Raw genomic sequence first — 25,420 nt, 5'->3', positions numbered from 1 at the left:
GTGCATCCGTCCCGCCCCGGGCCAACCGCCGGGGCGCGCGTCAGACGTTCACGTCCCCCACGAGGTTGACTCTGATGCCCATGCCGTCGAGCATCGCGGCCTTGGCCACGAGCGCCTTGTCCGCGGTCTCGGCGTCGGGCGCGTAGACGAGCTGGGCGTGATTGGCCTTGTGCCGGGCCATGAACTGGTCCCGGCTCTGGCCGTGCAGCACGACGTGCGCGATCGGCCACTCCGGGTTCGTGGCATCCTTGCGGCGCCGCGTCTCCTCGGCCGGCAGTTCCACGACGGTGCCCCGGAACACATCGGCCTGCAGCACGCCGTCGGCGATGAAGATGCGAGAGAGCACGACCTCCCCGGGCTTCGAGACACCGTTGATCGTGGCGCCGCCGGCAGGGAAGAACACGTGCCCCTGCCGCCAGCCTTCGGCCTTGTCCCAGCCGCCCAGGTGCGAGGCGGGGACGGATCCGGAGATCTCGTAGACCCACACGAACTCACCGTCGTAGTCCTCGCCCCACCGCACGTCGTGCAGCGTGTTGTCCGGCACCAGACCCATCGCTCGCCACACCCGGTCGGTCACGAGCGCGTCGACCGCGACGCCCTCGTCCGCCTCGTTGAAGTGCGGGAATGCGCGCCCGGAGTGCAGGATCCGGGATCCGTCCCGCGAGGTCACCGGCGGACGCTCGGTGGAGTTCAAGATCCCCTCCGCGAGGTCCGATGCGGGGACGAGGTCCTTGAGGCCCTGCTGATACTGGATCCCGACCGCATCCAGGCCGAAGTCGTCGGCGATGCGGAGCGCCGCGATGTACATCTTCAGCTGCCACTGCACCTGGTCTCGCGTGAGCTCGGTGGCCGCGTCCTCGCCGTACACGAACGTCATGCCGTGCTCGATCAGCCAGTCGTAGGCGGCGTCGGCCTCGGCGTCGGCGACCTCGAGCATCTCCGCGTACAGCGCCGACTGCGAAAGGCGCTCCTTGTAGATGCCGGTCGCGTTCAGCAACTCGTCGTCGAAGATCGCGTTGTACATGCCCATGCAGCCCTCGTCGAAGACGCCGATGATGGCCTTGTCCGCCCGCAGCTGCGCGGCGAGCGCCGCGCCGAGCTGCTGCTCCGGGCTCTCCGGCAGTGCGGGCAGCGCACGCACGTGCGAGGCGTCGTGCGTAATGCGTCCGGTCTCGGTCCACTCCTGGAGCCCCGTGCGGAACCAGGCGTCGGTGAAGTCGACCGACCAGATCGTCGCGTAGGGCTTCCCCATCTTCGTGAGTCCGGCGTTGAGGCCGAGCAGCCCCACGAGCCCCGGCCAGTCCGGCGCGAAGTTGGCCGTGGTGAGGATCGGACCGCGGTGCGTGCGCAGGCCCGCGAGCACGTGGTGGGAGTACTGCCAGTTCGCGGTCGCGACGATGAGTGGCGCATCCTCGGGGATCCCCTTGAACACCTCCATGCCCATGCGCTGACTCGAGATGTAGCCGTGACCGGTGGCCGGATCCACGCCGAAGGGCCGGATGACGGTCCAGCCGAGATCCTCGAAGGCTGCGGTCACGGCCGCCTCCGTCGCCGCCTGCACCGGCCACCCCGCGACGTTCGCCGATTCGCGGAGGTCGCCGGACGTGATCAGGTAGGCGGTCTTCGGCGCGGAGGCGGGGCGCTCGGTCGGCGCAGGGATGGCGTAGGTCATGAGATTCTCCGGTTGCTGGTGGACGGCCCCTCGACGAGCTCGGGGACCGGGATGGGAAAGGATCGCTCGGGGACCGGGATGGGAAAGGATCGCTCGGGGACCGGGATGGGAAAGGACCGCTCGGGGACCGGGATGGGGAAGGATCGGGCCTCGCCGGCGTCGAGGCGCAGGTCATGCACGAGGACGGCATCATGCAGACGCAGTTCAGCGATGTCGAGCACGCCGCCGTCGAGGCGGAGCACGAGCCGGTCGGCGTCGATCTCGGCGCGCCCCCAGCCGGTGCCGGTGGTGAACAGGAAGCGCTGGATCCCGCTGTCCGCGAATGCTCCCGCGGCGGGAGCGAAGGACAGCTCGCGGGCAGGTGCATCCCACTGCGCGCCGCTCGCCGCGAGCAGCAGCGCCCAGGACGCGAGCGAGCGCGCATAGTGGTTGCCGCACTCGATCTCGTTCCACGGATTGCGGTGCACCCCGTCGTAGCGCGCCCGCAGGGTCCGCTCGACGAGCAGCGCGTCGTCGACCCGCCCCGCGTAGAGCAAGGACGCGGCGACCTGGTGCTCGATCCCGGTCCACACCTCGTCGGAGTAGACGAACGGGATCGCCGGCCTGCCCCCGCGCGGCCAGGACGCGAGCAGCAGCCCTCCCTCGTCGTTCAGGGCGTACACGCGCTGCGTGCTCTCGTGCGCGGAGAGGTCCGCGCGATGGTTGTGGGCGACGATCGCGGCGAGCGCACTGTCGATGTGGTCCGCCGGCAGCAGCAGGCCGAGCCCGTTCACCCAGGCGTGGAACTGCCCGAGCAGCTGATCCGACAGCACACCGTCGCCGTACTGGTAGCGGTGCACGTCGGCGTCGTCGATCACCTGGCGGTAGTACTCTCCGTTGAACAGGACATCGTCCATGGCCGCGGCGACATGATCGGCGCGCGCCGCCCAGTCACGGGCGCGTTCCGCCTCGCCGAGGTGGGCGGCCATCCGGGATCCTGCGCGGAGCGCGGCGAGGTGGATCCCGTTGGCGAGCGGGTCGATTCCGTGGAACTCGATGTCGTACGTGTTGTGCAGCTCGCCGTCCAGCAGGCCGTCACCGTCGCGGTCCCATTCCCGGGTGGCGTGCTCGAGGGTGCGCACCGCCGCCGGCCAGAGCTCGCGCAGGAACGCGTCATCGCCCGAGAAGCGCCATTCGCGATGCAGCCGCAGGAAGGTGCCGAGCTGGCCATCGACCGCCGGGCCCATGAACCACGACGAGGATCCGAAGATCCGATTTCCGCGGAACTTCTGCGCACCGTCCTCATCCGTCTCGAGCAGGAACTCGGGCCGGCGGGCGCTGCGCTCGAGCGCGGGGAACAGCCAGGCGACCGTCTGCGCGTACGACCAGACGTGCGTGCAGGTGCCCTCGCAGGAGCCGCCGTGATCGAAGGATCCCTCCCACGCGGCGAACACCGGCCCCTCCCCCGGTCCCTGAGCCTGTCGAAGGGCCGGGTTCGGCGACTCCAAGACGAAGCAGGTGGTGGAGCGCACCGCGGCGATGTTCGCCCCGGCGGCTTCGGCGAGCACGGGATCCAGAGTGCCGCCGTACAGGGCCTCGACGAACGCGTCGGTGGCGGCCTCGAGCGCGGGCAGTTCGCGGTGCAGGTGGGCCGCGGCCGCCCAGGCGTCGGACCAGAGCGTCGCGTAGTGATTGCGCACGATCGGCGGCAGCGCCGGATCCACCGACGGTTCCTGAGCGAGCGAAGCCGACGGTTCCTGAGCGAGCGAAGCCGTCGGTTCCTGAGCGGGCGAAGCCGACGGTTCCTGAGCGAGCGAAGCGAGACGAAGGACGCTGCCCTCCTCGTCCCCCGCCGTCGGTTCCTGAGCGAGCGACGCGAGACGAAGGGCGCTGCGCTCACTCGGGGACGGGGTCGCGGGCTCGTCGTCCATGATGATGTGCCCGTGCCAGCCGCGGCGCCGATTCGGGAACGACCAGCTCAGCACGAACTCGAAGTCACGGGCTTCGCCAGGAGCGAGCGTGTGCACGATCCCGAGGGATCCGGTGCGCAGGCGCGGCAGCTTCGCGAGCATCTCCTCCTCAGTGAGCGGACGCGCATCCGGATCCGCACGGTCCCTGCCCTTCGACAGGCTCAGGGACCGGCCCTCCTGCTCCGCGAACAGGCCTCGCGGCCGGTCCTCGAGCGTGAGGCGCGGCTCGAGATCGAGCAGTCCATCGGTGGTGAGATCGCTCCAGAACATGCGAGCCCCATCGGGCCAGTAGCTGGTGACCCACTGCGGCTTCACCGTGGTGGAGGCGTCGGTCGTGGTGAGGCTGAGCGTGCCGTAGCCCGGATCATCCTCGGGCAGGTCGATGCCGAAGTCGAGGCCGCGCACGTCGGCGTCTTCGCGCCACCGCACGGTCTGCGTGCCGCGCATCCCCCAGGGGGCGTCCGGTCCCGGCTCGCCGCGGCCCGCGGTGTGCGAGATGCTGCCGACGACCGTCACCGCGACCGGCGCGACTCCGGGGTTGACGACTCGGTAGCGCAGCACGGCCGCGGGGATGCCCGAGGCGTCGGCGTCGAGCGGCACGAGCGGCGTGAAGGCGTGCAACGACACCTCGACGGGCAGCACTCGGTCGGTGAAGTCGATGTCGACCACGGGGTACTCGCCGTGCATCGTGGCGCCGTCGAGTCGCGGCAGACCCGCGAGGTCGTCGAACGAGAATCCCGCGTCGAGGTCGCGCCGGCCGGTCACCCGCGCCTCGAGCACCCGTGTGACCGGATCCGCCCCCTCCGGAGCGACGCGGATCGCGAAGAAGGTGCGGGGATTGCGGCGGTCCATGTCGGGATGGTTCTCCAGCTCCCAGTCGCGCAGTTCGCCGCGGGCGCCGAGCGACACGTTGCCGGTGCCGATACCGCCGAGAAGGAACGCCGCACGCTCGGAGGTGTGCGGGATGGGACGGGCACGGCGGGTCATGCGACCGCCTCCTTCTCGTCGGCGGCCCTCTGCTGCGCGGCGAGCTCGTGCACGACCTCGGCCGAGCCCGCATAGAGCCGTAGGTAGCGGTCGAACAGCGCGTCGTAGACCGGGGCGAGGGAGGGATCCGGAACGATCGTCGCGATGACCGGATTCCAGTCCCGGATCGTCGGGGCGGGATCGGAGACGGCGCCGGCGGCGAGGAAGGCCGCGCCATAACTCGCGCCGATCGTCACTTGCGGCACCTCCTGCACGAGGCCCGTGATGTCGGACACGATCTGCAGCCAGAGACGCCCCTGCGTACCGCCGCCCACCGCGACGATCCGCCGGATATCCGCGCCCGCGTCACGCATGGTCTGCACGTTGTGCCGCACGCCCAGTGCGGTGGCCTCGAGCGCGGCCCGGTACAGGTCGCCCCGGCCATGCGCCAGTGTGAGGCCGGCGATCACACCGCGTGCGTCCGGATCCTGGATGGGCGTGCGCTCCCCCGCGAAGTACGGCAGCAGCACGAGGCCGCGCGCGCCTGCCCCCGAGGTCTCGGCCTCGGCCAGCAGCTCGGGATAGTCGGATCCGGTGAGGTCCTTGAGCCAGGCGGTGAGCGCGCCGGACGTGGACAGTCCGCCGGCGAGGTTGCGGGTGCCCGCGAAGGCGCCGGCGGTGGTCCACATCGACGGCGTGCGGAGGCTCTCCTCGCCGGTCGCCACGTGACGGGTGAAGACCATGAACATGGTCGTGCCGTACATGAGCATGAGGTCGCCGTCGCCGTGGGCGCCGACGCTGACGGCCTCGGTCCAGGCATCGATCGTGCCGGCGATCACCGGCGTGCCCTCGGGGATCCCGGTGATCGCTGCCGCCTCGGCCGACACGACTCCGGCGACATCGCCGGCCCAGAGCAGCGCGGGCTGCTCGATCGGTGCGGCGTACCGCTGCCACCACTCGTCGTGCCAGCACTCCCCGTCGATGTCGTAGAGAGGCGAGACCTGGCTGGCGGACTGGTGGTCCAGCACGTAGGCGCCCGTCAGGCGGTGCACGAGCCAGGAGGCGGGCATGAAGAGCCGACGGGCGCGTCTCCACGCCCCCGGCTCCTCGTCATGGATCCAGAGGATCTTCGGGCCGCCGGCCTGGGAGGTGAGCGCGGATCCGCCCGCGCGCGTGATCGCCTCGGTCCCGAGATCGGCCGTCATCCGATCGATCTGATCGCCGGCGCGGGTGTCGACGCCGTAGAGGATGGCGGGGCGCACGGGCTCGCCCTCCTCATCGGCCAGGAGGATGCACGGCCCCATGCCGCTCACGCCGACCCCGGCGACCTCGGCGTCCGGCGCCGCGGCGAGAAGCTCGCGGGCGAGGGAGACGAACTCGTCCCACCAGATCCCGCCGTCCATCTCGACCCAGCCGGTGCGCGGACGGCGCACGTCGTGCGTCCGCGTCGCCTGGGCGAGCATCGCGCCGCGGGCATCGACGAGGACGCCCTTGCTGCTGGAGGTGCCGATGTCGACACCGATGGTGCACCGCACGCGCATCTCCCTCGATCGCTCGCTCTGACCGGACGGCGATCACACTACGCGAAATCGATTTCAAGTGCAATCGGCCCGCAATCACTCCGCACAGAACGGGATCTGCCGCCACTTTTCACCGACTTCGTGAAACCGATACATCCGCCGACGGGGGGTGACAAGCTCGGCAGAACCGAAGAGTATGGAGGCATGAACATGACCGAACCGCAGGTATGGACCCTGATCGGGGTCTTCGCGGCGATCATGCTCGGCGGAATGACGCTCATGACGACGCTGCTCTCGCAGTCGTTCCGATCCGAGATCGGACGCCTCGAGGCGAGGTTCGATGGCAGGTTCGAAGCCATGGACGGGAAGATCACGGGACTTCGAGCCGAGATGAATGCCCGCTTCGATGCCGTGGACGTCAAGGTCTCCGCCCTTGACAAGGATGTGGCGGCCCTCGCAGAGCGCTTCTGGCGCTCCTGAGTCCGAGCTCAGCGCGAGACGGTCGCGGCCTGGATCTCGTTGCGGAGCACGATCGTGCGCGCGGGCTGATCGTCGCCGCCGATCCTGTCCAGCAGCATGCGCGCCGCGGTCACGCCCATGTGGCGCGCGGGAAGGCGCACCACGGTGACCACGCTCGGCGACAGCGTCGTGAACGGCAGCGAGCCCACGACAGCGACGCCCATGGCCGGTGGAGTGAGGCCGTGCTCCGTGAGCACCTGGATCGCGCCCACGCCGATGAGGTTGTTGCCCGCCACCACGGCGTCTGGCGGTTCGGGCAGGGCCAGCAGCTCCTCCATGGCCTCGCGTCCGCCGTCGACCCGGAAGGAGGAGAACCGCAGCAGACCCGGATCCGCCGGAAGCCCCTGAGCCGCGAGGGCCATCCTCCACCCGTCGGCGCGCTCGACCGCGGTCTCGATGTGCTCGGGTCCGGCGATGTGGGCGATGCGGGTGTAACCGGCCTCGATCAGCTGCTCGGTCGCACTGCGCCCGGCATCGCGGTTCGCCATCACCACGCCGTCGATGTCATAGCCGGTGCCGCGGTCGACGGCGACCACCGGACGCCCCGCCGCCATGATCTCCTCGAGGCTGGTGCGGTCGGAGGCCGCCGCGAGGATCACGCCCGACATGTGCTCGGCGATCGCGATCCGCAGGTACGTCTGCTCCTTCTCGACCTGCGCGTCGGAGTTGCACAGCACCACGGAGAATCCGGCCTCGGAGGCGACGTCCTCGACGCCCCGCGCCATCTCGGTGAAGTAGGGGTTCTCGATGTCGGGGATCACGAGGGCGATCACCTCGGAGCTCTGCCGGCGCAGGGTGCGGGCGGTGCGGTTCGGGAAGAACTTCAGCTGCGCGGCGGCCTGACGCACAGCCGCGACCTTCTCCTCGGAGACGCCGACACCGTTGAAGACGCGCGACACCGTCGCCGGGGACACCCCCGCGAGTCGCGCCACGTCATAGATGGTCGCCATCTCGCCCCCTCCGTTGCCCGTCAGGACACACTACCGCGATGAAATCGATTGCAACAGTCGCGGGGAATCGGTAGGGTGGCCGCACGCGCTGCCACGACCTGCACGCGGATCCCCCCGCCCGACGCGACCCGCCCGACACGAGGATGTGTACCCCGCCATGACCCTTCCCGTCCTGTCGTCCCTGTCCGCCCTGCGGACCGTGCAGACCCGGTCCATCTCTCCGGAGAACTTCGACGGCGCCGTCGGCGGCGGCGGACGTGCGACGGAGGGCACGGGCGCGGACTGCGCGCGCGACCTCGGGCCGGGCTGGAAGATCTCGCCGAGCGTCGACATCAAGGCCGGCGAGACGTTCGATCTGGCCGCGATCGAAGGCGCCGGCAAGATCACCCATATCTGGATCACGACGCACACCGACAACTGGCGCACGCTCATCCTGCGTGCGTACTGGGACGGCGCGTCCGAGCCCGCGGTCGAGGTGCCCTACGGCGACTTCTTCTGCAACGGCTGGGGCGTGTTCGCGCAAGTGAACTCGCAGGTGATCGCCGCGAACCCGCACGGCGGGTTCAACTCCTACTGGCCCATGCCGTTCCGCGACGGCGCGCGCCTGACGGTCGAGAACACCTCGGCGCTCGATGTGCGGGTCTACTACCAGGTGACGTACGAGGTCGGCGGGGACCACTCCCGCGACGGCTACTTCCACGCGCAGTGGCGGCGCTCGAACCCGCTCGAGGAGCTCGTGCCGCACACGATCCTGGAGGGGATCGAGGGGCAGGGCCAGTACGTCGGGACCTACATCGCGTGGGGCGTGAACTCCAACGGGTGGTGGGGCGAGGGCGAGATCAAGTTCTACCTCGACGACGACACCGACTACCCGACGATCTGCGGCACCGGCACCGAGGACTACTTCGGTGGCGCCTGGAACTTCGACATCCCCGGCCAGGGGTACACACCCTTCTCGACGCCGTATCTGGGCATGCCGCAGGTGATCCGCCCCGACGGGCTCTACGTCTCGCAGCAGCGCTTCGGGATGTATCGCTGGCATCTCGCCGACCCGATCCACTTCTCCACCGGGATCCCGAAAGTCGACATCCAAGCGCTCGGGTGGCGCAGCGGCTGGCGCTATCTTCCCCTGCGCGACGACATCGCCTCCACTGCGATGTTCTACCTGGACCGGCCGACGGCGCGACGACCGAAGGCGCCCAGCGCCGACGACCTGGAGGTGCACCTAGGCACGGCCCCCGTGCCGGACCTGGGATCCACTCCCCCGCGCGCACCGCGCGACTGACACCCGTCGCCGGACAGGGCCGCTTGCGCGGTTCACCTGCGCGACCCCGCTACGGATGCACGACGGGATCGCCTGATCCGTCGTGCATCCGTCTCGCGATCGTGCATCCGTCGCCAGGACGGAAGCGGACTCAGGCCAGAGCGCGCACCGGACCGCGCAGCACGGCGCGGTCGAGGCCGTAGCGGCCTGCGCCGGTGAACGCCAGAGCAAGGGCGCCGGCACCGAGCACGGCGGCGAACTCCCAGCCGCCATCGCCGACCCAGATGCCCTTGCCGAGGTGCACGAGCACGATGGCGCCGATCATGTCGGCGGCCAGCAGCACGCCGACGGGCCGCGTGAAGAAGCCGGCGATGAGCAGGATCCCCCCGATGAGTTCGAGGAACGCGATCGCGGGGCCGGCGATCTCGGGCAGCGGAGCGCCCATGCCCGCGAACGCCTGGACGGTGCCGGGCAGGGTGAACTCGAAGATCTTCTGCGCGCCGTGCGCGGCGAAGACGCCGCCGATCACGAGGCGCAGGACCAGGAGTCCGAGAGAGGCGGCGGGCTTCGTGGTGTTCGTCATTCCGGACAGCTCCTTCGTGGCAGGACACCGCGGCGAGCGCGGCTCGGGGCATCCGCCCCGGTCTTACACGCTACGGAGCCGTCCCTGTCATGTTTCTGAACGCGGGCTCAATATCCGGTGACGGCGCCCCCTGGACGATCGGAGGATGCGTGGCGGACCGGAGCCGCGTTGCGATCCGGACGAAGTCCGCAAGTGCCGGGGAGGTGCTGTGCGGCGGCCAGGCGACCACGGTCGTGACGAGAGGCGCGTCCGACACGGGAACCAGCGCGTGACCATCGCGGAGTTGGGACCGCAGCGAATCGGGCATGACGGCGCAGGCCAGTCCCAGCGAGATCAGCTGGAGCAGCTGGGTGTGGTCGCGGACTTGCGGGCCTGGGCCGTCCGGATAGCTTCCGTCAGGTTCCGGCCAGCGCGGCAGGGGCGGATCCGTCAACGCCTCGATGTCGGCCATCGAGACGTGCGGGCGACGCGCGAGCGGGTGGCCGGCGGGGAGAACCAGCACCTGCTGTTCGGCGTGCAGGGCCTCCGTGTTCAGTCCGATCGTCTCGTCGTAGGGCCGGTGGAGCAGAGCGACGTCGGCACGTCCGGTGCGCAGCAGTGCCTCCGGCTGGCCCGGTCCGACCAGCGTCACGTCGATTCCGACCGCGCTCGGTTCAGACGCATAGGCGTCGAGGATCTGAGACAGCAGGTCGCTGGACGCGCCGGCCTTCGCGGCCAGCACCAAGGGCGGCCGGTGGGCAGCGGCTCGGACGGTACGAGACTCGGCGGCTTCCACCGCGTCCAGCGCGAGCCGGGCCTCCCGCAGCAGAACGGCCCCGGCCGCTGTCAGCGTGACCGCGCGGGGGGTGCGGTGCAGCAGGACCACCCCGAGCCGTCGTTCGAGCTGCTGAATCGCCCGCGACAACGGCGGCTGCGCCATCATGAGCCGCTGCGCCGCCCGCCCGAAATGCAGCTCCTCCGCGACGGCGACGAAGTATCGCAACTCACGCGTCTCCACTCCCGCATCGTATCCGTCGGCGACCGGGGCCGATACCCGTGCGGTATCGCCGAGCGCAGGATCGGTCTTGGACGGCTCTCCTCCCCCGACCACAGGATGAAGGAAAGCAATCGAGAAGAGCAAGGACGCGGAACACCATGTCGAACGAGCACCTGCGCTGGCTGTTGAAGTTCATCCAACCCGAACGGACCCTCGCCTCCCTCCCCGGCGGAGCCGGCCTGGACCGGAGCGCCCATGCCCGGCTCCTCGGCATCCCGGACGAGGTCTACACCTCCGAGCTCGATCGCATGCAGGAGGAGGCCACCGAAGCGGCGGGCGCGCTGCTGACGGATCCCTCGGTCGCCGCGATGGTCGACCGCCTCCCGCTCCGGAAGGGCGCCCATGTGGTGGCGTTCGGCGACAGCCTGACATCAGACCCCCAGTCGTGGGCGGTGATCCTGAGGGAGGTGCTGGCGAAGGGGCGCGGTGACGACGCCCTCTCCCTGTCCGTCCACGCCGTCGCGGGCGAGACCACCACCCACGGTCTCGTGCGCATCGGTAACACCATCAACGTGCAGCCCGACTGGGTCCTCTTCCTGCTCGGCACCAACGACGCCCGCACCCAGGGACCGCGCCCCACGAAGACGCTCGTGCACCACGAGGAGACCCGGCGCAACATCGCAGAACTGCATCACCGCGTCTCCAGCGAGACCTCGGCGACCGCCATCTGGATCACTCCCCCCTCGATCGACGAGGCGATGGTGGCGAACCACCCCGGCCTCGCGAGATTCGGGGTTCGCTACCGCAACCAGGACCTGGAACGAGTCGCCACGATCATCCGCGAGAGCGGTGCGCCCGTCATCGACGTCGGCGAGGCGTTGGGGACACCTCCCGCTTCCGACCTGCTCCTGGGGGACGGCGTGCACTTCACCGTGGAGGGTCAGAAGCGCATCGCGCTCGAAGTGATCCGTGGCTGGAGCAGCCTCCCGTGAGCTACCTCGTCTTCGGCGCCACCGGCAACATCGGCTCACGGGTGGCTCAGCGCCTCATCGATGCCGGTGCACGCACGTCCGTCTTCGTGCGTGATGCAAGCAAAGCCCACCTGCTCTTCGGCGATCAGGTCGACGTCCGCAGAGGAGACTTCGATACGTCGAGCGCCTTGGCTGCGGCGCTCGACGGTGTGGACGGGATCTTCCTGCTGACAGACGGACCGAACCTCGACGAACAGGATCGAGCCGTCTCCTCCGCCGCCTTTCAGGCCGGCGTTCAGCACATCGTCAAGCTGTCGACGTTGGACGTTCTCACCGGAATCGGCACGGGGCCTTGGCACACGGCGGGCGAGGCGGCTGTCCGGGAAAGCGGCGTCCCGTTCACGTTCATTCGCGCTGCCGGATTCATGTCCAATGCGCTGAGCTGGTCGTACCCCATCCGCACCGCCGGCGTCCTGCGGTCATCGACAGGAGAAGGCAAGATCGCCTTCATCCATCCGGACGACGTCGCGGCCGTCGCAACGACCGCGCTGCTCTCGCGCAGGCGCGACGGCCGCGCACTCGTGGTCACGGGTCCCGAAGCACTGTCGTACAGGGAGATGGCGAACACGATCGGCCGGGCGATCGGCACGTCCATCGGCTTCGAGGAGATCACCGACCGACAGGCGTATGCAGACACTGTCGAATGGGCCGGGAGAGGGCCCTACATCGACGCTCTCGTGGACATCTGGCGCGCCGTTCGCCAGGGGCGGCTCGACACGGTCACCGAAGGGTTCCAACAGACCACGGGGCAGGAACCGATCTCTTTCGCCCGGTGGGCCGCAGAGAACGTCGAGGCATTCAGGTAGCGCGCCGGCGGGCCGCCAGGGGACTCTGCAAATCCTCACGACGTCGGGCGTTCAGCCGGAACCCGTGGTGACTCGTCGGTGATCGTTACACGGTCATGGGTCGGGCGAGCTCGAGGACGGATCCGCTCGCGAAGGCGTGCGGGCGGGAGCGGCCCGTTGGCCAGAACCCGTGCCGCTCGTAGAAGCGTCGTGCCGGGACAGAGTCTTCATACACGTAAAGGCGAAGGCGGGTCGCCTTCCGGGCCGCCACCCAGTCCAACACGTTGGCCAACAGCAGATCCGCGACACCCGTCGCCTTGCCGCGGTGCTCAGGGACGAGGTAGACGCCGGTGAGCACGGGGTCCGTGCCGTCATCGTCGTGACTCTGCGCCGCCATCATCCCTACCCATTGACCGGAGCCCGACTCGATCGCGACACAGGACGTCGCATCGTCCTGTTCGCCGCGCCGTGCCCTGAGCCGCCAGTCGCCCTCCGTCATCGCCAGAGTGGTCTCCAGGGTCGCCCCGTATGAGATCGGGTGTTCCGTCGCATTCTTGATCCGGAAGGTGCGGAGGAGCTCATGGTCTTTCTCCTGCGTCGTGCGCACGTGGTAGCTGCCGGTCATCATCGAACGATGATAATCGGCCGGCGTTATCGGCCGGGAGGAGCACTGCCAGATCCGGAGCCGTTCTCCGCGGCGAGATCCGGAGCCTCCCACGTTCCTACCCGCGCTCGGCGCTCCCGGGCCAGGTGGGTCGGGGAACTGCGTGGCGGCACGACCGATGTCGCGCAGCCACGCAGTTCCGACCGATCCCTGCTCCCCGAAAACCGCCTCAGCCGAGCGCGCGCATGGTCGGTCATGACGTTGCCGCCTGGCGCGACCTCCCCGCGACGCCCTCGGCGGGCGGCACTGAAGTCAGGCGCAAGCGGTCAGCGCCGGGGCGGTGACGAAGAGATCCGCGTTCTTGCGGGCTCCAGCGTTCACGTATGCGAGGGTGAAGGTGTAGGTGAAGACCACAGTTCCGTCGGAGGACGGCGTGAACGTGGTGGTGGGCGTCTGCGAGCCGCTGAAGTGGCTGTAACTGCCGAGTCCCGCCGGCACGATGGCGATGGCAGGGTTGCCGTAGTAGCCCTGAACGATACCCGGCTGGCTCACACCGGCCCCGGACGCAGAGATGTCGAGATACTGCGGGCCGAGGAAGTCGGCGGACGCGAAGATCGGCAGGCTGAACGTGTACGTCGTGCCTCCCCGGACGGGGACCGAGTAGATGTTCGAGACCACAGATGGCGTCTGCGAGACGCCATCACGATTGTCGTTGTCGTCCAGAGACAGGAACCCGATCTGCGTCTGCGGGTCTCCGCCGGACGCCCACCAGCTCGCAGGGGTGGGAGCGACCGCGAAATCCGTCTGCGTGTAACCCGACACAGCGTCGCCACCCGGGGCCTTCGGCGGAGTCCAACCCGTACCGAAATTGCCATCGGTGGTCGGCGACGTCCCCAATGCCCCGTCCGAGACCAGGTTGCCGCCAGTGACGGTGAACCCTCCGGTCGGCAGCGCGACGCACGAGGCCGGATCCACCGGCGCGGTAGATGCGGCGGACATCGGTGTGGCGACTGCGACGGCGATCACCGGCACCGACCACGCGGCGGTCTTCATCACCGTTCGACGATCGAAACGCCGCGATGCGGGCGTGACGGCGCTCTCGAACAGACTCATTTCAGGCATAGAGGAACCTTCTCCTTAGGTCCGCGTCTGCCCCCCAGCGTGCACGGTACGCCGGCCCGCAGCCCCAGTGACAACGGATCTTCGACTGAGCTTTTATAGCACATCTCTGTGACCGGTCACGAAACACATCGGCGACCCCGCATCGGCGACGACGAGCTCCTCACTGAGCGCTCCTCTTCGCCAGCTCTCAGATCACGCCCGGCCGGTCACCGCGGTCGCGAAGAACTCTGCGATATCTGTGGCGATGACCACGTGCTCGTCCTCTCGCCAGCCCAGGTTCCCCGCGTGCGACCACACCAGCGACGCTGATCCATCGTTCGGGGCCACACCGGCGACCAGGTCGCGCAGGTCGAGACAGTAGAACCCGCCGCCGCCATCGAGCGCGAGAGGCCAGGCTCCGGGGAAGTACTCGGAGAACTCGTAGTCGGTGAAGTAGGCGGGCATCTCCGCACCAAGGACACCGAACTCCGGCAACGGCGTCGAGTACTGCCCCTCCGGAATGCGATCGGCCGCGAAGAACACCAGCTCTGCCGAGAACGGATCCACGAGCACGGGCGGGAACACCAAGGGCGCAGGAAGGCCCAGCAGACGAGCCGCTTCGGCTTGAACCCCTTGAAGCCACTCCGGTTCCACCACCCCGACCTCCTTTGTCCTGTTCATCCCAGTATCCGCCACGCTTCTCCCCGGTGACGGACGCACCTCAGGACGTCGGAATGACCAGGATGGGATCGCTCGTGGGCGCGCCGGTCGGGGATCCCCCGGCCGGCTCGACCGTGACCGCGATCGCATCGCCGGCGCGCATGGCGCCCTTCAGCTGCGCGGTCGTGGTGCCCTGCGCCGCCTCGAACACCCCGGCCGAAACCGGCGTGCTCCCGCGCACGAACCACAACTCGTAGGTCTGCGTCGTGTCGAGCCGCCCGAGTCCCTCGGCCACCAGCACCGCGGCCCCCATCGAGGCGGACCAGTGCGCCGTGGCCTGCCCTCCCGCGGGGAGCGAGACCGTCTTCTCCGCGGCGTCTGGCGCGTTCTCGATCCGATCGAGCGCGACCACTGCCGCCGGGCGGAGCAGTTGCGGGATGACGACGGAGGCGCCGACGCCGAGTCCGACGAGCAGCACGAGACCGGCGGCGAGTCCGAAGAGCAGTCGCCGCGGCCGGCGGATGGACCGCTCGGAACCCCCGGCAGGGGCGGCCACCGCGGCAGCCGCACCCGCCGCACCCGAACCCGCACCCGCACCCGCACCCGCACCCGCACGATCCTCCTCGGGCCGAGCCTCGACCGCGTCGCGCACGGCGCCGTCCGGTTCCTGCGCCGTCACCGCGATGCGAGCGAGCAGCGCGTCGCGGATCCCGGGTGGCGGGGCGACGGCGGGCGTGCCCTCGGCGAGGAGCGCGGCCGTGCCGGCGTCGTCCTCGACGATGCCCGCCCATTCCGGGCGCTCCGCCAGAGCGGCGCGGAAGCGCTGCTCATCCGCGACGGACAGCGCACCGAGGCTGTGGCCGGCCGCCAGTTCGGCGAATTCCGACTCATTCATGCGTTCACCCCCCAGTGCGCCCGCAGGCGCGTGAGTCCATCTCTCATCCGGGTCTTCACCGTTCCCAGCGGTGAGCCCGTGATCGTGGCGATCTCGCTCTGCGAGTATCCGCCGTAGTAGGCGAGCACGAGTGCTTCGCGCTGCGCCTCCGGGAGCGCGGAGAGGGCGTCGACGACCCGCTCCGCGTCGATCGACAGCTCCGCCTGCTCCGCCACACTGTCGTGGGCGACGTCGAGATCGCGCACCCCTGCGCGGACGTCGCGGTCGGCGCTGGCCTGCGAGGCGCGCACGCGGTCGACCGCGCGGCGGTGGGCGATCGTCAGGATCCAGGTCCTTCCCCGTCCGCGATCGGCGGCGAAATGCGAGGCGGTCTGCCAGATCTCCAGGAAGACCTCCTGCAGCACCTCCTCGCTCTGCGACCGATTCACCAGCACGCGGAGGATGAGGCCGAAGACGCGCGACGACAGCAGGTCGTAGAGGTCGGCGAACGCCGACGGGTCTCCGCCTGCGATGCGCGACAGCAGGGCGGACGCGGGATCATCGCCGCCGTCCTGCTCCACGTGCTCTCTGTCGTCGATCACCATCGTGTCCAGCATGCCTCACCTCCCGGTCCTCCCGTGCGCAAACGCCACTCGCGATTGCCGCGTCCGTCCTCATCCGAAGGTGAACGAGTACGCCTGCACTCCCGCGGGGACGGTCACCGTGAGGGTGCCGTGATGTGAAGAGGGCCCGGTGCGCAGCGCGTACGACCGCGGCGTCCCGCTGACCGCGATCGTCTTCGTCGCGCCGTCGTCATCTCGGACCGTGATCTCGCCGCTGCCCGCCAGGACCATCCTCACCTCGGAGGCGTGGTAGCGCAGCCGGACCTGCGCCGGCGGGTCCTTCGGCGTCGCGTACTGCGTCTGCACGTCCCATGCGCCTTCCAGCGCGAAGCTGTCATCGGGCTGGGCGGCCGGCACGGCGAAGTCCGTCGTACCGGCGCGGTACGTGCTCCCGCCGCCGAAGTTCACCGCCTTGGTCGCGCCGAGGAACGTCTCCCTCGTGGTGGATCCGACCTTCGGCGTGCGGTCGGCGACCTCGGTCTGCTTCGGCAATGCGGCCTGAGGATCCGCCTGCTGCAGCAGCTCCCGGATCAGTCGCTCCGTGGTCGCGTAGTCGCCCTCTCCGAAGGAGATGTGCCGCACGACGCCGTTCGCGTCGATGAGGTAGTGCGCCGGCCAGTACCGGTTGCGGTACGCGGTCCAGGTCGCGAGCGAGTTGTCCAGAGCCACGGGATAGTCGATGCCGAAGTCGCGCGCCCCGGCCGCCACATTCCCCGGATCCTTCTCGAACGCGTACTCGGGCGAGTGCACGCCGATCACCTGCAGTCCCGCTGAGGAGTAGGCCTTGTCCCAGGCCACGACATGGGGGATCGAGCGCTGGCAGTTGATGCAGGAGTACGCCCAGAAGTCGATGAGCACGACCTTGCCGCGCAGGCTCTTCAGATCGATCGGCGCTCCCGCTGGGGTGTTCAGCCACTGCTGAATGCCCCTGATCTGCGGCGCCGTCCCGCAGCTCTGCAGCGCGGTCGCATCGTTCGTGCACTTGTCCAGGTCCCGGTTCTCGTCGGTCACGAGGCCCCCGAGCCCGAGCGCGCCGCCCTGCGGCGAGTTCGCCAGGCCCTCCTGAAAGCCGGCCGTGTAGTCCGGCACCAGGCGCTGAAGCAGCTGCGGCACGTTGAAGACCAGGCCGATCGCGAGAGCGATCATCGCGATCCCGGCCGTGATCCGCAGACCCCGCTCGCGGTTGCGGAAGGCGCGGATGCGCTGGATCACTCCGCGGCCGGCCAGGGCGAAGACCAGCAGCGGGAGCGCCACACCCACCGCGAACGAGACAGTGAGGACCACGGTGTCCAGGCCGATCCGACCCGTCGCGCCCGCGACGATGATCGCGGCGAGCACCGGACCGGCGCACGGCACGAAGACGGCCCCGAGCGCGAGGCCCACCCCGAACCCGCTCCCCCGGTTCTCGACGTTCTTGCGCGGCAGCCATTGGAACGGCCTCTCGAGAACCTGCTCGAACCGCGGCACGATGAGGCCGATGCCGAGGACCACGAGCACCGCGATCCCGGCCCAGCGGATCACGTCCTGCGGCAGGTGCAGCAGGCCGAGCAGGAGCGAGCCGATCAGGGTGACGAGGGAGAAGCTCAGGACCAGGCCCGCGATCACGAGGAACGGACGGCTGCGCCGTGCGGGCAGGACATCCGCCGCCGCGCCGCCCTCTCCGTTGCGCGCCGATGGCGTTCCGCCCGTCAGGAAGATGACCGGGAGCACCGGCAGGATGCACGGTGAGATCCCCGTGATGAGCCCGCCCAGGACTCCGATGATGACCAGGTCCATGGGGCCCGCCTTTCCGTCGTCGGTAGTTCGGACGAGAGACCGGAACGGATTGGATCCGGGCGCCTCGGACACGGATCGGATCCGTTTCCCATCCGATCGCCCTGGCGCTCCGAAGAACGCTCGACGCCGCGGGAAGGCCGCGACGCGAAACTCCGGAGGTTCACGATGTTCCGCACCACCAAGAAGTTCGCCGCCGCCGCTTCCCTCGGCTTCGCGGGCCTGCTCGTCCTGTCGGGCTGCTCGATGGGATCCGGCTCCTCTGCAGGGTCGTCCTCCTCAGCGGCGCCGTCGTCGGCCATGCCGAGCGCGGCGCCGACCATGGATCCCGCCGCAGACCTCGTCGGCCCCGGATGCGCCGCCTACGCCAAGGCCGTGCCCGACGGAGCAGGGTCGATCCAGGGCATGTCGCAGGACCCGGTCGCCGTGGCCGCGTCGAACAATCCGATGCTGAAGACCCTCGTCTCCGCCGTCAGCGGCAAGCTCAACCCCGACGTCAACCTCGTCGACACGCTGAACGGCAGCGAGTTCACCGTGTTCGCCCCCGTCGACGACGCGTTCGCCAAGATCCCCGCCGCGACGATCGACGGCCTGAAGACGGATGCGAAGACTCTGACGTCGATCCTGACCTATCACGTCGTCGCCGGCCAGATCGATCCGTCGAAGATCGCCGGCACGCACAAGACGGTGCAGGGCGCGGATCTGACCGTGACCGGCAGCGGTGACGACCTGATGGTGGGCGGCGCCAAGGTGATCTGCGGCGGCGTGCACACCGCCAACGCGACCGTCTACCTGATCGACTCGGTGCTGATGCCGCCGGCCAACTGACCGCGCCCTCGACCCCCGTCCGGATCCCGGACGGTGCGCCCGCCCCGACAGGTTCAGCGACCGTCGGAGCGGGCGCCGTCGTCGCGCCAGAGCGCCCAGAGCCGGGCGTATGCGCCGCCCGCCTCGACCAGTTCGTCGTGAGATCCGAGCTCCACGATCCTGCCGCCGTCGACGACCGCGATCCGGTCGGCGTCGTAGGCGGTGGACAGCCGGTGCGCGATCGCGATCACCGTGCGCCCCTGCATGGTCGCCGCCAGCGCGGCCTCGAGGTCGCGCGCCGCGGTGGGATCCATCGCGCTCGTCGCCTCGTCCAGAATGATCGTGTGCGGATCCGCGAGCAGCACGCGGGCGAGCGCGAGCTGCTGCTCCTGCGCTCCGGTGAGAGGATGCCCGCCGGATCCGACCACGGTGTCCCCGCCGTCGTCGAGCGCGTCGATCCATTCGAGCGCACCGATCCTGCCCAACGCGTCGGCCACCTCCGCGTCCGACGCGTCGAGTCGACCGAGGAGCACGTTCTCACGCACGGTCGCGGCGAACACGTGGCTCTCCTGGGCGACCAGGAGAACGTGCCCGCGCCGCTGCGCGAGCGGGATCGCGGAGGCATCGACGCCGCCGACCGTCACACGCCCGGCCGAGGGCCGGTCGATCCCGGCGAGCAGGCGGGCCAGGGTGGACTTGCCCGCCCCGGATGGCCCGACGATGGCCAGACGCTCCCCCGGCACGACCTGCAGCGAGACGCCATGCAGCACCTCGCGCCCGGCTCGGTAGGCGAAGCTCGCCGCCGTCACCTCGACCGCGGTCGACGACGGTTCCGCGGCTGTGGCGGTCCCGTGCTCGACAGCTTCGCCGACGCCCAGGATCCGCGCGAACGACACTGCACTGCGCTGCAACTCGTCCGTCCAGTCGATGAGGGATTCGAGAGGTGCGACGAGGGCGGCCGCGTAAAGGGTCACCGTCACGACCGTTCCCACGCTGACCTGGCCGTGCGCTGCCAGCCACCCGCCCCACGCCAGCGAGGAGAAGACGGGGATCGCAAAAGCGAGGTTGGCCCACGGCAGCATCGTCTGGCGCAGCCGGATGCGTCCTACCGCGGCGCTCCAGTGCGCAGAGAGGGCCATAGTCAGGGACCGATGCCTGGCTTCCTGCAGGCGCAGCGCTTCGATGGCTCGCGCCCCGCTCGCAGTCTCGTCGAGCGATGCGAACGTGGGGCCGTAGCTGTCTCCGAGGTGCCGGTAGACATCCGGTGCGCGCCGCATGTACCACCGCATCAGCACCACGAGCACGGGCAGGGCCAGGAGATAGACGGGGGCGATGAGGGGAGCCGCCGCGACGGCCGCGACGAGCGTCAGCCCGACGGTGAGCGCCGAGACGAGGCTCCCGGGCAGGGCCCATCGCACGGTCTCGCCGACCGCGTTGATGTCCTGGGTCGTCCGTGTGACGAGCTCGCCGGTACCGGCCTCCTCGATCACGCCCATCGGCACGAGCAATGCCTCGGAGAGGAACGCGAGCCGCAGCTGGGCGAACACATCCTCGCCCAGCGTCCATGCGCTCCTCGCCGCCGTGAGCACGAACAGGCTCTGCGCGATCACACCCGCGAGCATGCCCGCGCCGTAGAGCGCGACTTCCCCGATCCCGGCGCCAGCCTCCAGCCGATCGATGAGCAGCCCGACCAGCCGCGGCGGCACGAGCGAGAACGCAGCCGCCGCGCCGTTGAGCAGCACCACGCCGACGAATCGCCCTCTGTGCCGGCGCCAGATCGCGCGCAGCTCCTGACGCACGCGGGCGCTGCTCGCCCGGGGCAGGCCCCTTGTCATGCCACCCCCTCCGCCCTCAGCACGGCTCTGCGGTAGTCGGGGTCGCTCCCGACCAGCTGTTCATGCGTGCCCTCGGCGACGATGCCCGCTGCATCCAGGACGACCACCCGATCCGCACCGCTCAGCACGAGCGGGCTCGTGGTGACGATCATCGTCGTGGCCCCGGCGCGATGGACGCGGATCCCGGCGGCCATCCGCTCTTCGGTCGCGGCGTCGACCGCGGAGGTCGGATCATGCAGGACGAGGATCGGGACGTCCGCGAGCAGAGCTCGCGCGGCGCCGAGCCGCTGGCGCTGACCGCCGGAGAATTCCACCCCTCGTTCCCCGACCCGGACGTCGAGGCCCTGGCCCAAGGGCTCGAGGATGTCGGCCGCATCGACCGCCGCGACGGCACGCAGGATCTCTTCGTCGCCATGCGCACCCCACGGGTCGAGCAGCTCCCGCAGCGTGCCGCTGAAGAGGAAGGGCACCGGGTCCGACACCGCCACAGCACGACGCACCTGCACCAACGGCGTTGCCGACATCGGGCGCCCGCGCAGCCGCACGGGCTCGCCGTCGTCGGTGGACATCCGAGCGAGGCGGTCGACGAGGGTCCTCGCCCGGATCGGGTCCCGTACGACGACGGCCAGGGACTCTCCTTCCCGAAGCTCCAGGCCTGTCTGCGGATCGCGCAGCACCGCTGCAGGTGCTTCCGCGGCTGGTGCCGGCGCGCCGTCCGATGCGGCCGGGGGACCGTCCGACCAGAGCGGTTCGACCTCGAGCAGTTCCACGATCGCCTTGGCCGCGATCAGGCCGCGCACGACGACGCGGATGACCTGGTTGAAGAGCGTCACGGGCAGGACCATGAAGCCGGCATATCCGTAGAACGCAACCAGCTCCCCCACCCGCAGCTCGCCCTGCGCGACCATTGCGGCGCCGATCCAAGTGAGCCCCACCACCAGCACTCCCGCGATGAGCACGCTCAGGGCGTCGGCGAGCGAAACAGGTCCGGCCACGGTCTTCTGCGCATCCCGCGCACGATCCGAACGCCGGCGGAACCGGTCGAAGAACCAGTCCTCCCCGCCGATCCCGCGGACCACCCGCAACCCCCGCACGGTGTCCATCGCGACCGTGTTCATCTCCCGCGTCGCCTCGCGCGCTACGCTCTGCCGCGACCGCAGGTTGCCGACGAGGAACACCTGCAGCATCGAGAACGCGGGGACTGCGACGATCACGAGCACCCCGAGCAGCACGGAGTCGCGCAGCAGCAGCACGGCGACGGTGATGAACGAGGCGAGCGCCGAGACCAGCGTGCCCACGTTGATCGGAACGAACCCGAACCACCACGCGTCGTTCGACGCCATCGTGACGACGGAACCGGATCCGAGGCGACGGTCGGCGGCGACCGTGATCCGGGTCGCCGTGTGCACGATCACCTGATCGACCCGGCACACCCCTCGCTCGTAGTTGATGGATCCGGCCCTGTCCCTGAGCCCCTGGATCAGGGAGTGCTGCAGCTGCAGCCACACCACGACGCCCAGCCACCCCAGGAACGCGCCGTAGTCCCCGGCGACCAGCCCCTCATCGACGGCGCGGCCGATCGCCCAGGGGGTGAGGGCGAGACCGAGCAGCCAGATCACGTCGCAGACGACGCCCTGCAGCACGGTCGTCCACTGCATGCGGATGAGCCAGGCGAGAAACCCCACCGGGGTCACCCCGGACGGTGGCGGGACGTACTTCTCGGGAAGGGCGATCATCGCCCGTCTCCTCTCGCAGCGGGAACAGAGTCGTCGACCCCGGGCTCTCGGCACGGCGGTCGGGGAGGATCACGAGGATCCGCGGAATCTCTGTTCAACGGCGCATGTCGCCACCCTAGCGACTTTCGCGCGAAATCGATATCACCGATTCAGGCGAGACCCTGGATCCGGAACTGCTCCACGTGATAGACGCTGTTGTTCCCCGTGTTCCACTGGCTCACGCTCAGGTGCAGGTCGGACACCGTCGAGCCGGGCAGGATGTACCCGCCGTAGAGCTGGGCGACGTGGGTCGCATCCTCGGCGCCCCAGTCACCGCCCCACAGCAGCGTGGTCTTGGCGGCCGTATAGAGGTTGTCGGTCGGGGTGTTCACGATCATCGCGTCGATCCGGTAGGCATCGGCGTTGAACCACGTCAGGATCCACTTGCCACCGAGCGGCCGCAGGCACATCTCGCCGAACTTCCCCGGCAGCACCTCGGTCGCCGGGTTGCCCCAGCCCCACGCACCGTTCGCGAAGCCCCAGGGCTGGTACGCCGACAGGGTCGTCATGCTGTTCTGCGGCACCCGGTAGAGCACGATGCCCTTGTCGCGCTGGAAGCCGGTGCCGTAGATGTAGACATAGCCGTCACTGCCCTGGCCCCACGTGATGCACTGGAAGTGCCCGCCGGCCATGTCCGCGGGGAACTTCAGCCCGGTGTGCTGCCACGTGGCCCCGGAGTCGTCGGACTGCCACAGCTCGGTCCAGCGCACCGCGCCGAAGGTCGGCCCGTTCACGATCGCATGCAGGTACATCCGTGAGCCGATCGTGATCACGTCGGAGGGGATCACGGTCTCGTAGTAGGCGTCGTGCGGGTAGTACCAGAGCTGCGGCGCAGTGACCTGCGTGTTCGCGCCCGCGCCCGCCGCGCCGTTGAACACGACCCCGGAGGCGAGGTTCGCCGTCGAGGAGTACAGCGCGACCGGAGAGCGCCAGTTCGTGCCGCCCAACGCATCGGCCCAGGTGTCGCCGAACACGAAGAGCAGCCGCCCGTCGGGCGTGCGCGCAGGGATCCCGAGATCGGTCGCGCCGATCCCGTACTGCACCCCGGCCTGCGTGCCGGCGAGCACCTTCATTCGCGTGACGGTGAGCCCTGCGGCCGCGGCGGGGCCCACGCCCAGCGTCGAGACGCCGAGCGCGGCTCCCGCCGCGAGCGCTCCTTGCAGCAGACCCCGGCGGGTCAGCCCGCGGGCAGGACGGATCGCTTCTTCGGACATGGCCTTCTCCTCTTCGAGAACGTGGCAGGGCTATTTGAGTCCGGCCATCTTGATGTTGCCGATGATCTGACGCTGGAAGATCAGGAACAGGATCACGACCGGCGCCGCGGCCAGCACGGATCCGGCCATGAGCAGGCCGAGCTCGCTCGAGCCGCGCCCGGTGCGGAACTCGGCGAGATACTGCTGCAGCACGAACTTCTCCGGCGACGTGATCGTCATGATCGGCCACACGTACGAGTTCCAGTACGCGAGGAACGCGGTGATCCCCATCACGACGAACGGCGGCTTCGACAGCGGCAGGAAGATGCGCACGAAGATCCCGAATCGGCCGCAGCCGTCGAGCATCGCCGCCTCCTCGAGACTGGCCGGGATGTTCAGGTAGAACTGCCGGATGAAGAAGACCGATGCCGCGCTGGCCGCCCCCGGGATCACCAGCACCGCGAGCGTGTCGAGCATCGCGAGCTTCGTCACCACGATGAAGCTCGTGAGCAGGATCGTCATCCCCGGGATGAACATGGTGGTGATGACCGCGACCCACAGCGTCCGCTGGAACCGGAACTCGAGCCGGGCGAACGCGTAGGCGGCGAGCGAGTTCACCGTGAGGCTGAGCACCGTGAACAGGAGCGCCCCGAGGAAGGTCCAGCCGAGAGTGCGCAGGAAGGTCTCGTCGCCGAGGATCTTGCCGTAGTTCTCCCAGTGCCACACCTCGGGGAAGAACTGGAACGGAGTACTCAGCACCTCGGTCTTGGCCTTGAAGCCGGCGATCACCATCCACGCGAGCGGGAACAGCGCGGCGAGCAGGAAGATCAGGCCCGCCACGCCCTTGCCGACGAGCGCGGCCCAGCCGACGAAGCCGTGCGGAATCCTGATCCGACGGTGGTCCTTGCCGTCCAGGACGATCCGGGTGGTCTCGGGCACGGTGCTCTGGTGCGTCGCGCTCATCAGTCGACCAGCCTCTCGGAGTTGATGAACTTGAACACCAGAGCCGACACGGATCCCAGCACCACGAACAGCAGCAGCGCCGCGGCGATCGAGTAGCCCACGTTCACGTCGTTGCGGAAGTGGTTGAAGATGAACAGGTTCGGCAGCGTTGTCGAGTCCAGCGGGCCGCCCTGGGTCATGACGAGGGGCAGCTCGAACTGCTGGATGGCGGCGACGAATCCCGTGATGAGCAGGTACAGGGACACGTTCTTCATCTGCGGCAGCGTGATGTAGAAGGTCTTCTGCCACCAGCCGGCGCCCTCCATTGCGGCCGCCTCGTAGTACTCCGTCGGGATGTCGACCATCGCGGCGACCATGATGAGCGAGGTCAGGCCCATGCCGAGCCAGACCGCGGGCACGGCCACGGCGAGGAGCGACCAGGCCGGATCCCCGATCCAGGAGACCGCGTCGATGTGGAAGGCGGCGAGCACCGCGTTCAGGATCCCGCCGTCGTACGCGTAGATCACCACGAAGATGATCGACGCGATGACTCCGGAGATGATCGTGGGGATGTAGATGCTGACCTTGAGGATCGTCGCCATCCGGCGCGAGAGGCTCACCACGAGGCTCGCGAACAGGAACGCGAGCACGAGCATCGGCGGCACCGTTAGCAGGACGAACAGGAAGCCGCGGCCGATCGTCGCGACGAACAGCGGGTCTGTCAGCACATCGGCGTAGTTCTTCCAGCCGACGAACTGCGGATCCTTGTAGAAGCTCCAGTCCTGGAAGGACAGGAACCCCGCGTACACGGCAGGCCAGACGACGAAGATTCCGAGCAGGATCGCCACGGGGGCGAGCATCAGATAGGCGAGCTTCGTGTCGCGATGCCGGTACCGCGCATGCCGGCGCTTGCCCGTGCGCCGGTCGTCGATCGCTTCGGTGGACATCGTCTCTCCCCGTCGTTCTGTGGTGCCGGACGCGGTCTGCGCGGTCGGGGACGGCCGCGCAGCGGTCCCCG

22 protein-coding genes are annotated in these 25,420 nt (G+C 69.4%); 5 read left to right on the top strand and 17 right to left on the bottom strand.

Annotated features, from left to right (window positions below):
- Positions 1 to 40: 40 nt before the first annotated feature.
- The 3 genes from AC1DG4_RS02410 to AC1DG4_RS02400 are packed head-to-tail and all read right to left on the bottom strand — an operon-like array spanning position 41 to position 6,128.
- Entirely contained in the window at positions 41 to 1,672 is a 1,632-nt protein-coding gene (locus tag AC1DG4_RS02410) for a fucose isomerase (protein ID WP_477375437.1), read from the bottom strand.
- Positions 1,669 to 4,608: a GH116 family glycosyl hydrolase gene (locus tag AC1DG4_RS02405; protein ID WP_477375435.1), complete on the bottom strand. Its 2,940-nt coding sequence runs from the start codon at positions 4,606 to 4,608 to the stop codon at positions 1,669 to 1,671. Before AC1DG4_RS02405 ends, AC1DG4_RS02410 begins: the two co-directional genes overlap by 4 nt.
- Positions 4,605 to 6,128 carry an FGGY-family carbohydrate kinase gene (locus AC1DG4_RS02400; RefSeq protein WP_477375433.1) on the bottom strand — a complete coding sequence of 508 codons (1,524 nt, stop codon included), beginning with the start codon at positions 6,126 to 6,128 and terminating at the stop codon, positions 4,605 to 4,607. Before AC1DG4_RS02400 ends, AC1DG4_RS02405 begins: the two co-directional genes overlap by 4 nt.
- Positions 6,129 to 6,311: 183 nt before the next feature.
- Here AC1DG4_RS02400 and AC1DG4_RS02395 point away from each other — a divergent pair, with 183 nt between their 5' ends.
- Positions 6,312 to 6,587 carry a hypothetical protein gene (locus tag AC1DG4_RS02395; protein ID WP_477375431.1) on the top strand — a complete coding sequence of 92 codons (276 nt, stop codon included), beginning with the start codon at positions 6,312 to 6,314 and terminating at the stop codon, positions 6,585 to 6,587.
- A gap of 8 nt (positions 6,588 to 6,595) precedes the next feature.
- Here the strand turns inward: AC1DG4_RS02395 and AC1DG4_RS02390 are convergent, their stop codons facing one another.
- The gene (locus AC1DG4_RS02390; RefSeq protein ID WP_477375429.1) at positions 6,596 to 7,576 is read right to left on the bottom strand and encodes a LacI family DNA-binding transcriptional regulator; all 981 of its coding nucleotides are present in this window, start codon (positions 7,574 to 7,576) and stop codon (positions 6,596 to 6,598) included.
- A gap of 157 nt (positions 7,577 to 7,733) precedes the next feature.
- Between AC1DG4_RS02390 and AC1DG4_RS02385 the strand changes: the two genes are divergently transcribed.
- Positions 7,734 to 8,861 (top strand): glycoside hydrolase family 172 protein, encoded by a 1,128-nt coding sequence (locus AC1DG4_RS02385; protein WP_477375427.1) that lies wholly within the window; start codon positions 7,734 to 7,736, stop codon positions 8,859 to 8,861.
- 130 nt (positions 8,862 to 8,991) lie between these two features.
- On the opposite strand, the gene AC1DG4_RS02380 is transcribed toward AC1DG4_RS02385, so the two are convergent.
- Positions 8,992 to 9,423 carry a DoxX family protein gene (locus AC1DG4_RS02380; RefSeq protein ID WP_477375425.1) on the bottom strand — a complete coding sequence of 144 codons (432 nt, stop codon included), beginning with the start codon at positions 9,421 to 9,423 and terminating at the stop codon, positions 8,992 to 8,994.
- 70 nt (positions 9,424 to 9,493) lie between these two features.
- Entirely contained in the window at positions 9,494 to 10,420 is a 927-nt protein-coding gene (locus AC1DG4_RS02375; protein WP_477375423.1) for a LysR family transcriptional regulator, read from the bottom strand.
- Positions 10,421 to 10,557: 137 nt separating this feature from the next.
- Between AC1DG4_RS02375 and AC1DG4_RS02370 the strand changes: the two genes are divergently transcribed.
- Both AC1DG4_RS02370 and AC1DG4_RS02365 read left to right on the top strand, forming a co-directional pair.
- Entirely contained in the window at positions 10,558 to 11,391 is an 834-nt protein-coding gene (locus AC1DG4_RS02370; RefSeq protein WP_477375421.1) for an SGNH/GDSL hydrolase family protein, read from the top strand.
- Positions 11,388 to 12,236 carry an NmrA family NAD(P)-binding protein gene (locus AC1DG4_RS02365; protein ID WP_477375419.1) on the top strand — a complete coding sequence of 283 codons (849 nt, stop codon included), beginning with the start codon at positions 11,388 to 11,390 and terminating at the stop codon, positions 12,234 to 12,236. The genes AC1DG4_RS02370 and AC1DG4_RS02365 overlap by 4 nt, the downstream gene beginning before the upstream one ends.
- Positions 12,237 to 12,321: 85 nt before the next feature.
- Here the strand turns inward: AC1DG4_RS02365 and AC1DG4_RS02360 are convergent, their stop codons facing one another.
- The 6 genes from AC1DG4_RS02360 to AC1DG4_RS02335 all read right to left on the bottom strand — a co-directional run bounded on the left by AC1DG4_RS02360 (position 12,322) and on the right by AC1DG4_RS02335 (position 17,853).
- The gene (locus AC1DG4_RS02360; protein WP_477375417.1) at positions 12,322 to 12,843 is read right to left on the bottom strand and encodes a GNAT family N-acetyltransferase; all 522 of its coding nucleotides are present in this window, start codon (positions 12,841 to 12,843) and stop codon (positions 12,322 to 12,324) included.
- Positions 12,844 to 13,131: 288 nt separating this feature from the next.
- A complete protein-coding gene (locus tag AC1DG4_RS02355) occupies positions 13,132 to 13,941 on the bottom strand; it encodes a hypothetical protein (protein ID WP_477375415.1) in 810 nt (269 codons plus the stop codon).
- Between the two features lie 192 nt (positions 13,942 to 14,133).
- The gene (locus AC1DG4_RS02350; protein ID WP_477375413.1) at positions 14,134 to 14,601 is read right to left on the bottom strand and encodes a hypothetical protein; all 468 of its coding nucleotides are present in this window, start codon (positions 14,599 to 14,601) and stop codon (positions 14,134 to 14,136) included.
- A 40-nt stretch (positions 14,602 to 14,641) separates the two neighbouring features.
- A complete protein-coding gene (locus AC1DG4_RS02345) occupies positions 14,642 to 15,475 on the bottom strand; it encodes an anti-sigma factor (protein WP_477420163.1) in 834 nt (277 codons plus the stop codon).
- On the bottom strand, positions 15,472 to 16,071 hold the full coding sequence (sigK, locus tag AC1DG4_RS02340) for an ECF RNA polymerase sigma factor SigK (protein WP_477375409.1): 600 nt from the start codon (positions 16,069 to 16,071) through the stop codon (positions 15,472 to 15,474). Before sigK ends, AC1DG4_RS02345 begins: the two co-directional genes overlap by 4 nt.
- A 57-nt stretch (positions 16,072 to 16,128) precedes the next feature.
- Entirely contained in the window at positions 16,129 to 17,853 is a 1,725-nt protein-coding gene (locus tag AC1DG4_RS02335; RefSeq protein WP_477375407.1) for a cytochrome c biogenesis protein DipZ, read from the bottom strand.
- A 165-nt stretch (positions 17,854 to 18,018) separates the two neighbouring features.
- On the opposite strand from AC1DG4_RS02335, the gene AC1DG4_RS02330 reads away from it, so the two are divergent.
- Positions 18,019 to 18,678, top strand: a complete 660-nt coding sequence (locus tag AC1DG4_RS02330) for a fasciclin domain-containing protein (protein ID WP_477375405.1) — start codon at positions 18,019 to 18,021, stop codon at positions 18,676 to 18,678.
- A 53-nt stretch (positions 18,679 to 18,731) separates the two neighbouring features.
- Here AC1DG4_RS02330 and AC1DG4_RS02325 read toward each other — a convergent pair whose 3' ends face one another.
- From AC1DG4_RS02325 to AC1DG4_RS02305, 5 genes are all read right to left on the bottom strand, one after another.
- Positions 18,732 to 20,492 carry an ABC transporter ATP-binding protein gene (locus AC1DG4_RS02325; RefSeq protein ID WP_477375403.1) on the bottom strand — a complete coding sequence of 587 codons (1,761 nt, stop codon included), beginning with the start codon at positions 20,490 to 20,492 and terminating at the stop codon, positions 18,732 to 18,734.
- Positions 20,489 to 22,228 (bottom strand): ABC transporter transmembrane domain-containing protein, encoded by a 1,740-nt coding sequence (locus AC1DG4_RS02320; protein WP_477375401.1) that lies wholly within the window; start codon positions 22,226 to 22,228, stop codon positions 20,489 to 20,491. The genes AC1DG4_RS02325 and AC1DG4_RS02320 overlap by 4 nt, the downstream gene beginning before the upstream one ends.
- Before the next feature lie 149 nt (positions 22,229 to 22,377).
- Positions 22,378 to 23,481, bottom strand: a complete 1,104-nt coding sequence (locus AC1DG4_RS02315) for a DUF4185 domain-containing protein (protein ID WP_477375399.1) — start codon at positions 23,479 to 23,481, stop codon at positions 22,378 to 22,380.
- A gap of 30 nt (positions 23,482 to 23,511) precedes the next feature.
- Positions 23,512 to 24,423, bottom strand: coding sequence for a carbohydrate ABC transporter permease (locus AC1DG4_RS02310; protein ID WP_477375397.1), 912 nt, complete (start codon positions 24,421 to 24,423; stop codon positions 23,512 to 23,514).
- On the bottom strand, positions 24,423 to 25,349 hold the full coding sequence (locus AC1DG4_RS02305) for a carbohydrate ABC transporter permease (protein WP_477375395.1): 927 nt from the start codon (positions 25,347 to 25,349) through the stop codon (positions 24,423 to 24,425). The genes AC1DG4_RS02310 and AC1DG4_RS02305 overlap by 1 nt, the downstream gene beginning before the upstream one ends.
- Between the last annotated feature and the right edge of the window lie 71 nt (positions 25,350 to 25,420).

It is taken from the genome of Microbacterium sp. 05N427, assembly GCF_056397105.1.
The sequence above is the reverse complement of the archived record's forward strand: the minus strand, read 5'-3'. Positions and strand labels throughout refer to the sequence as shown.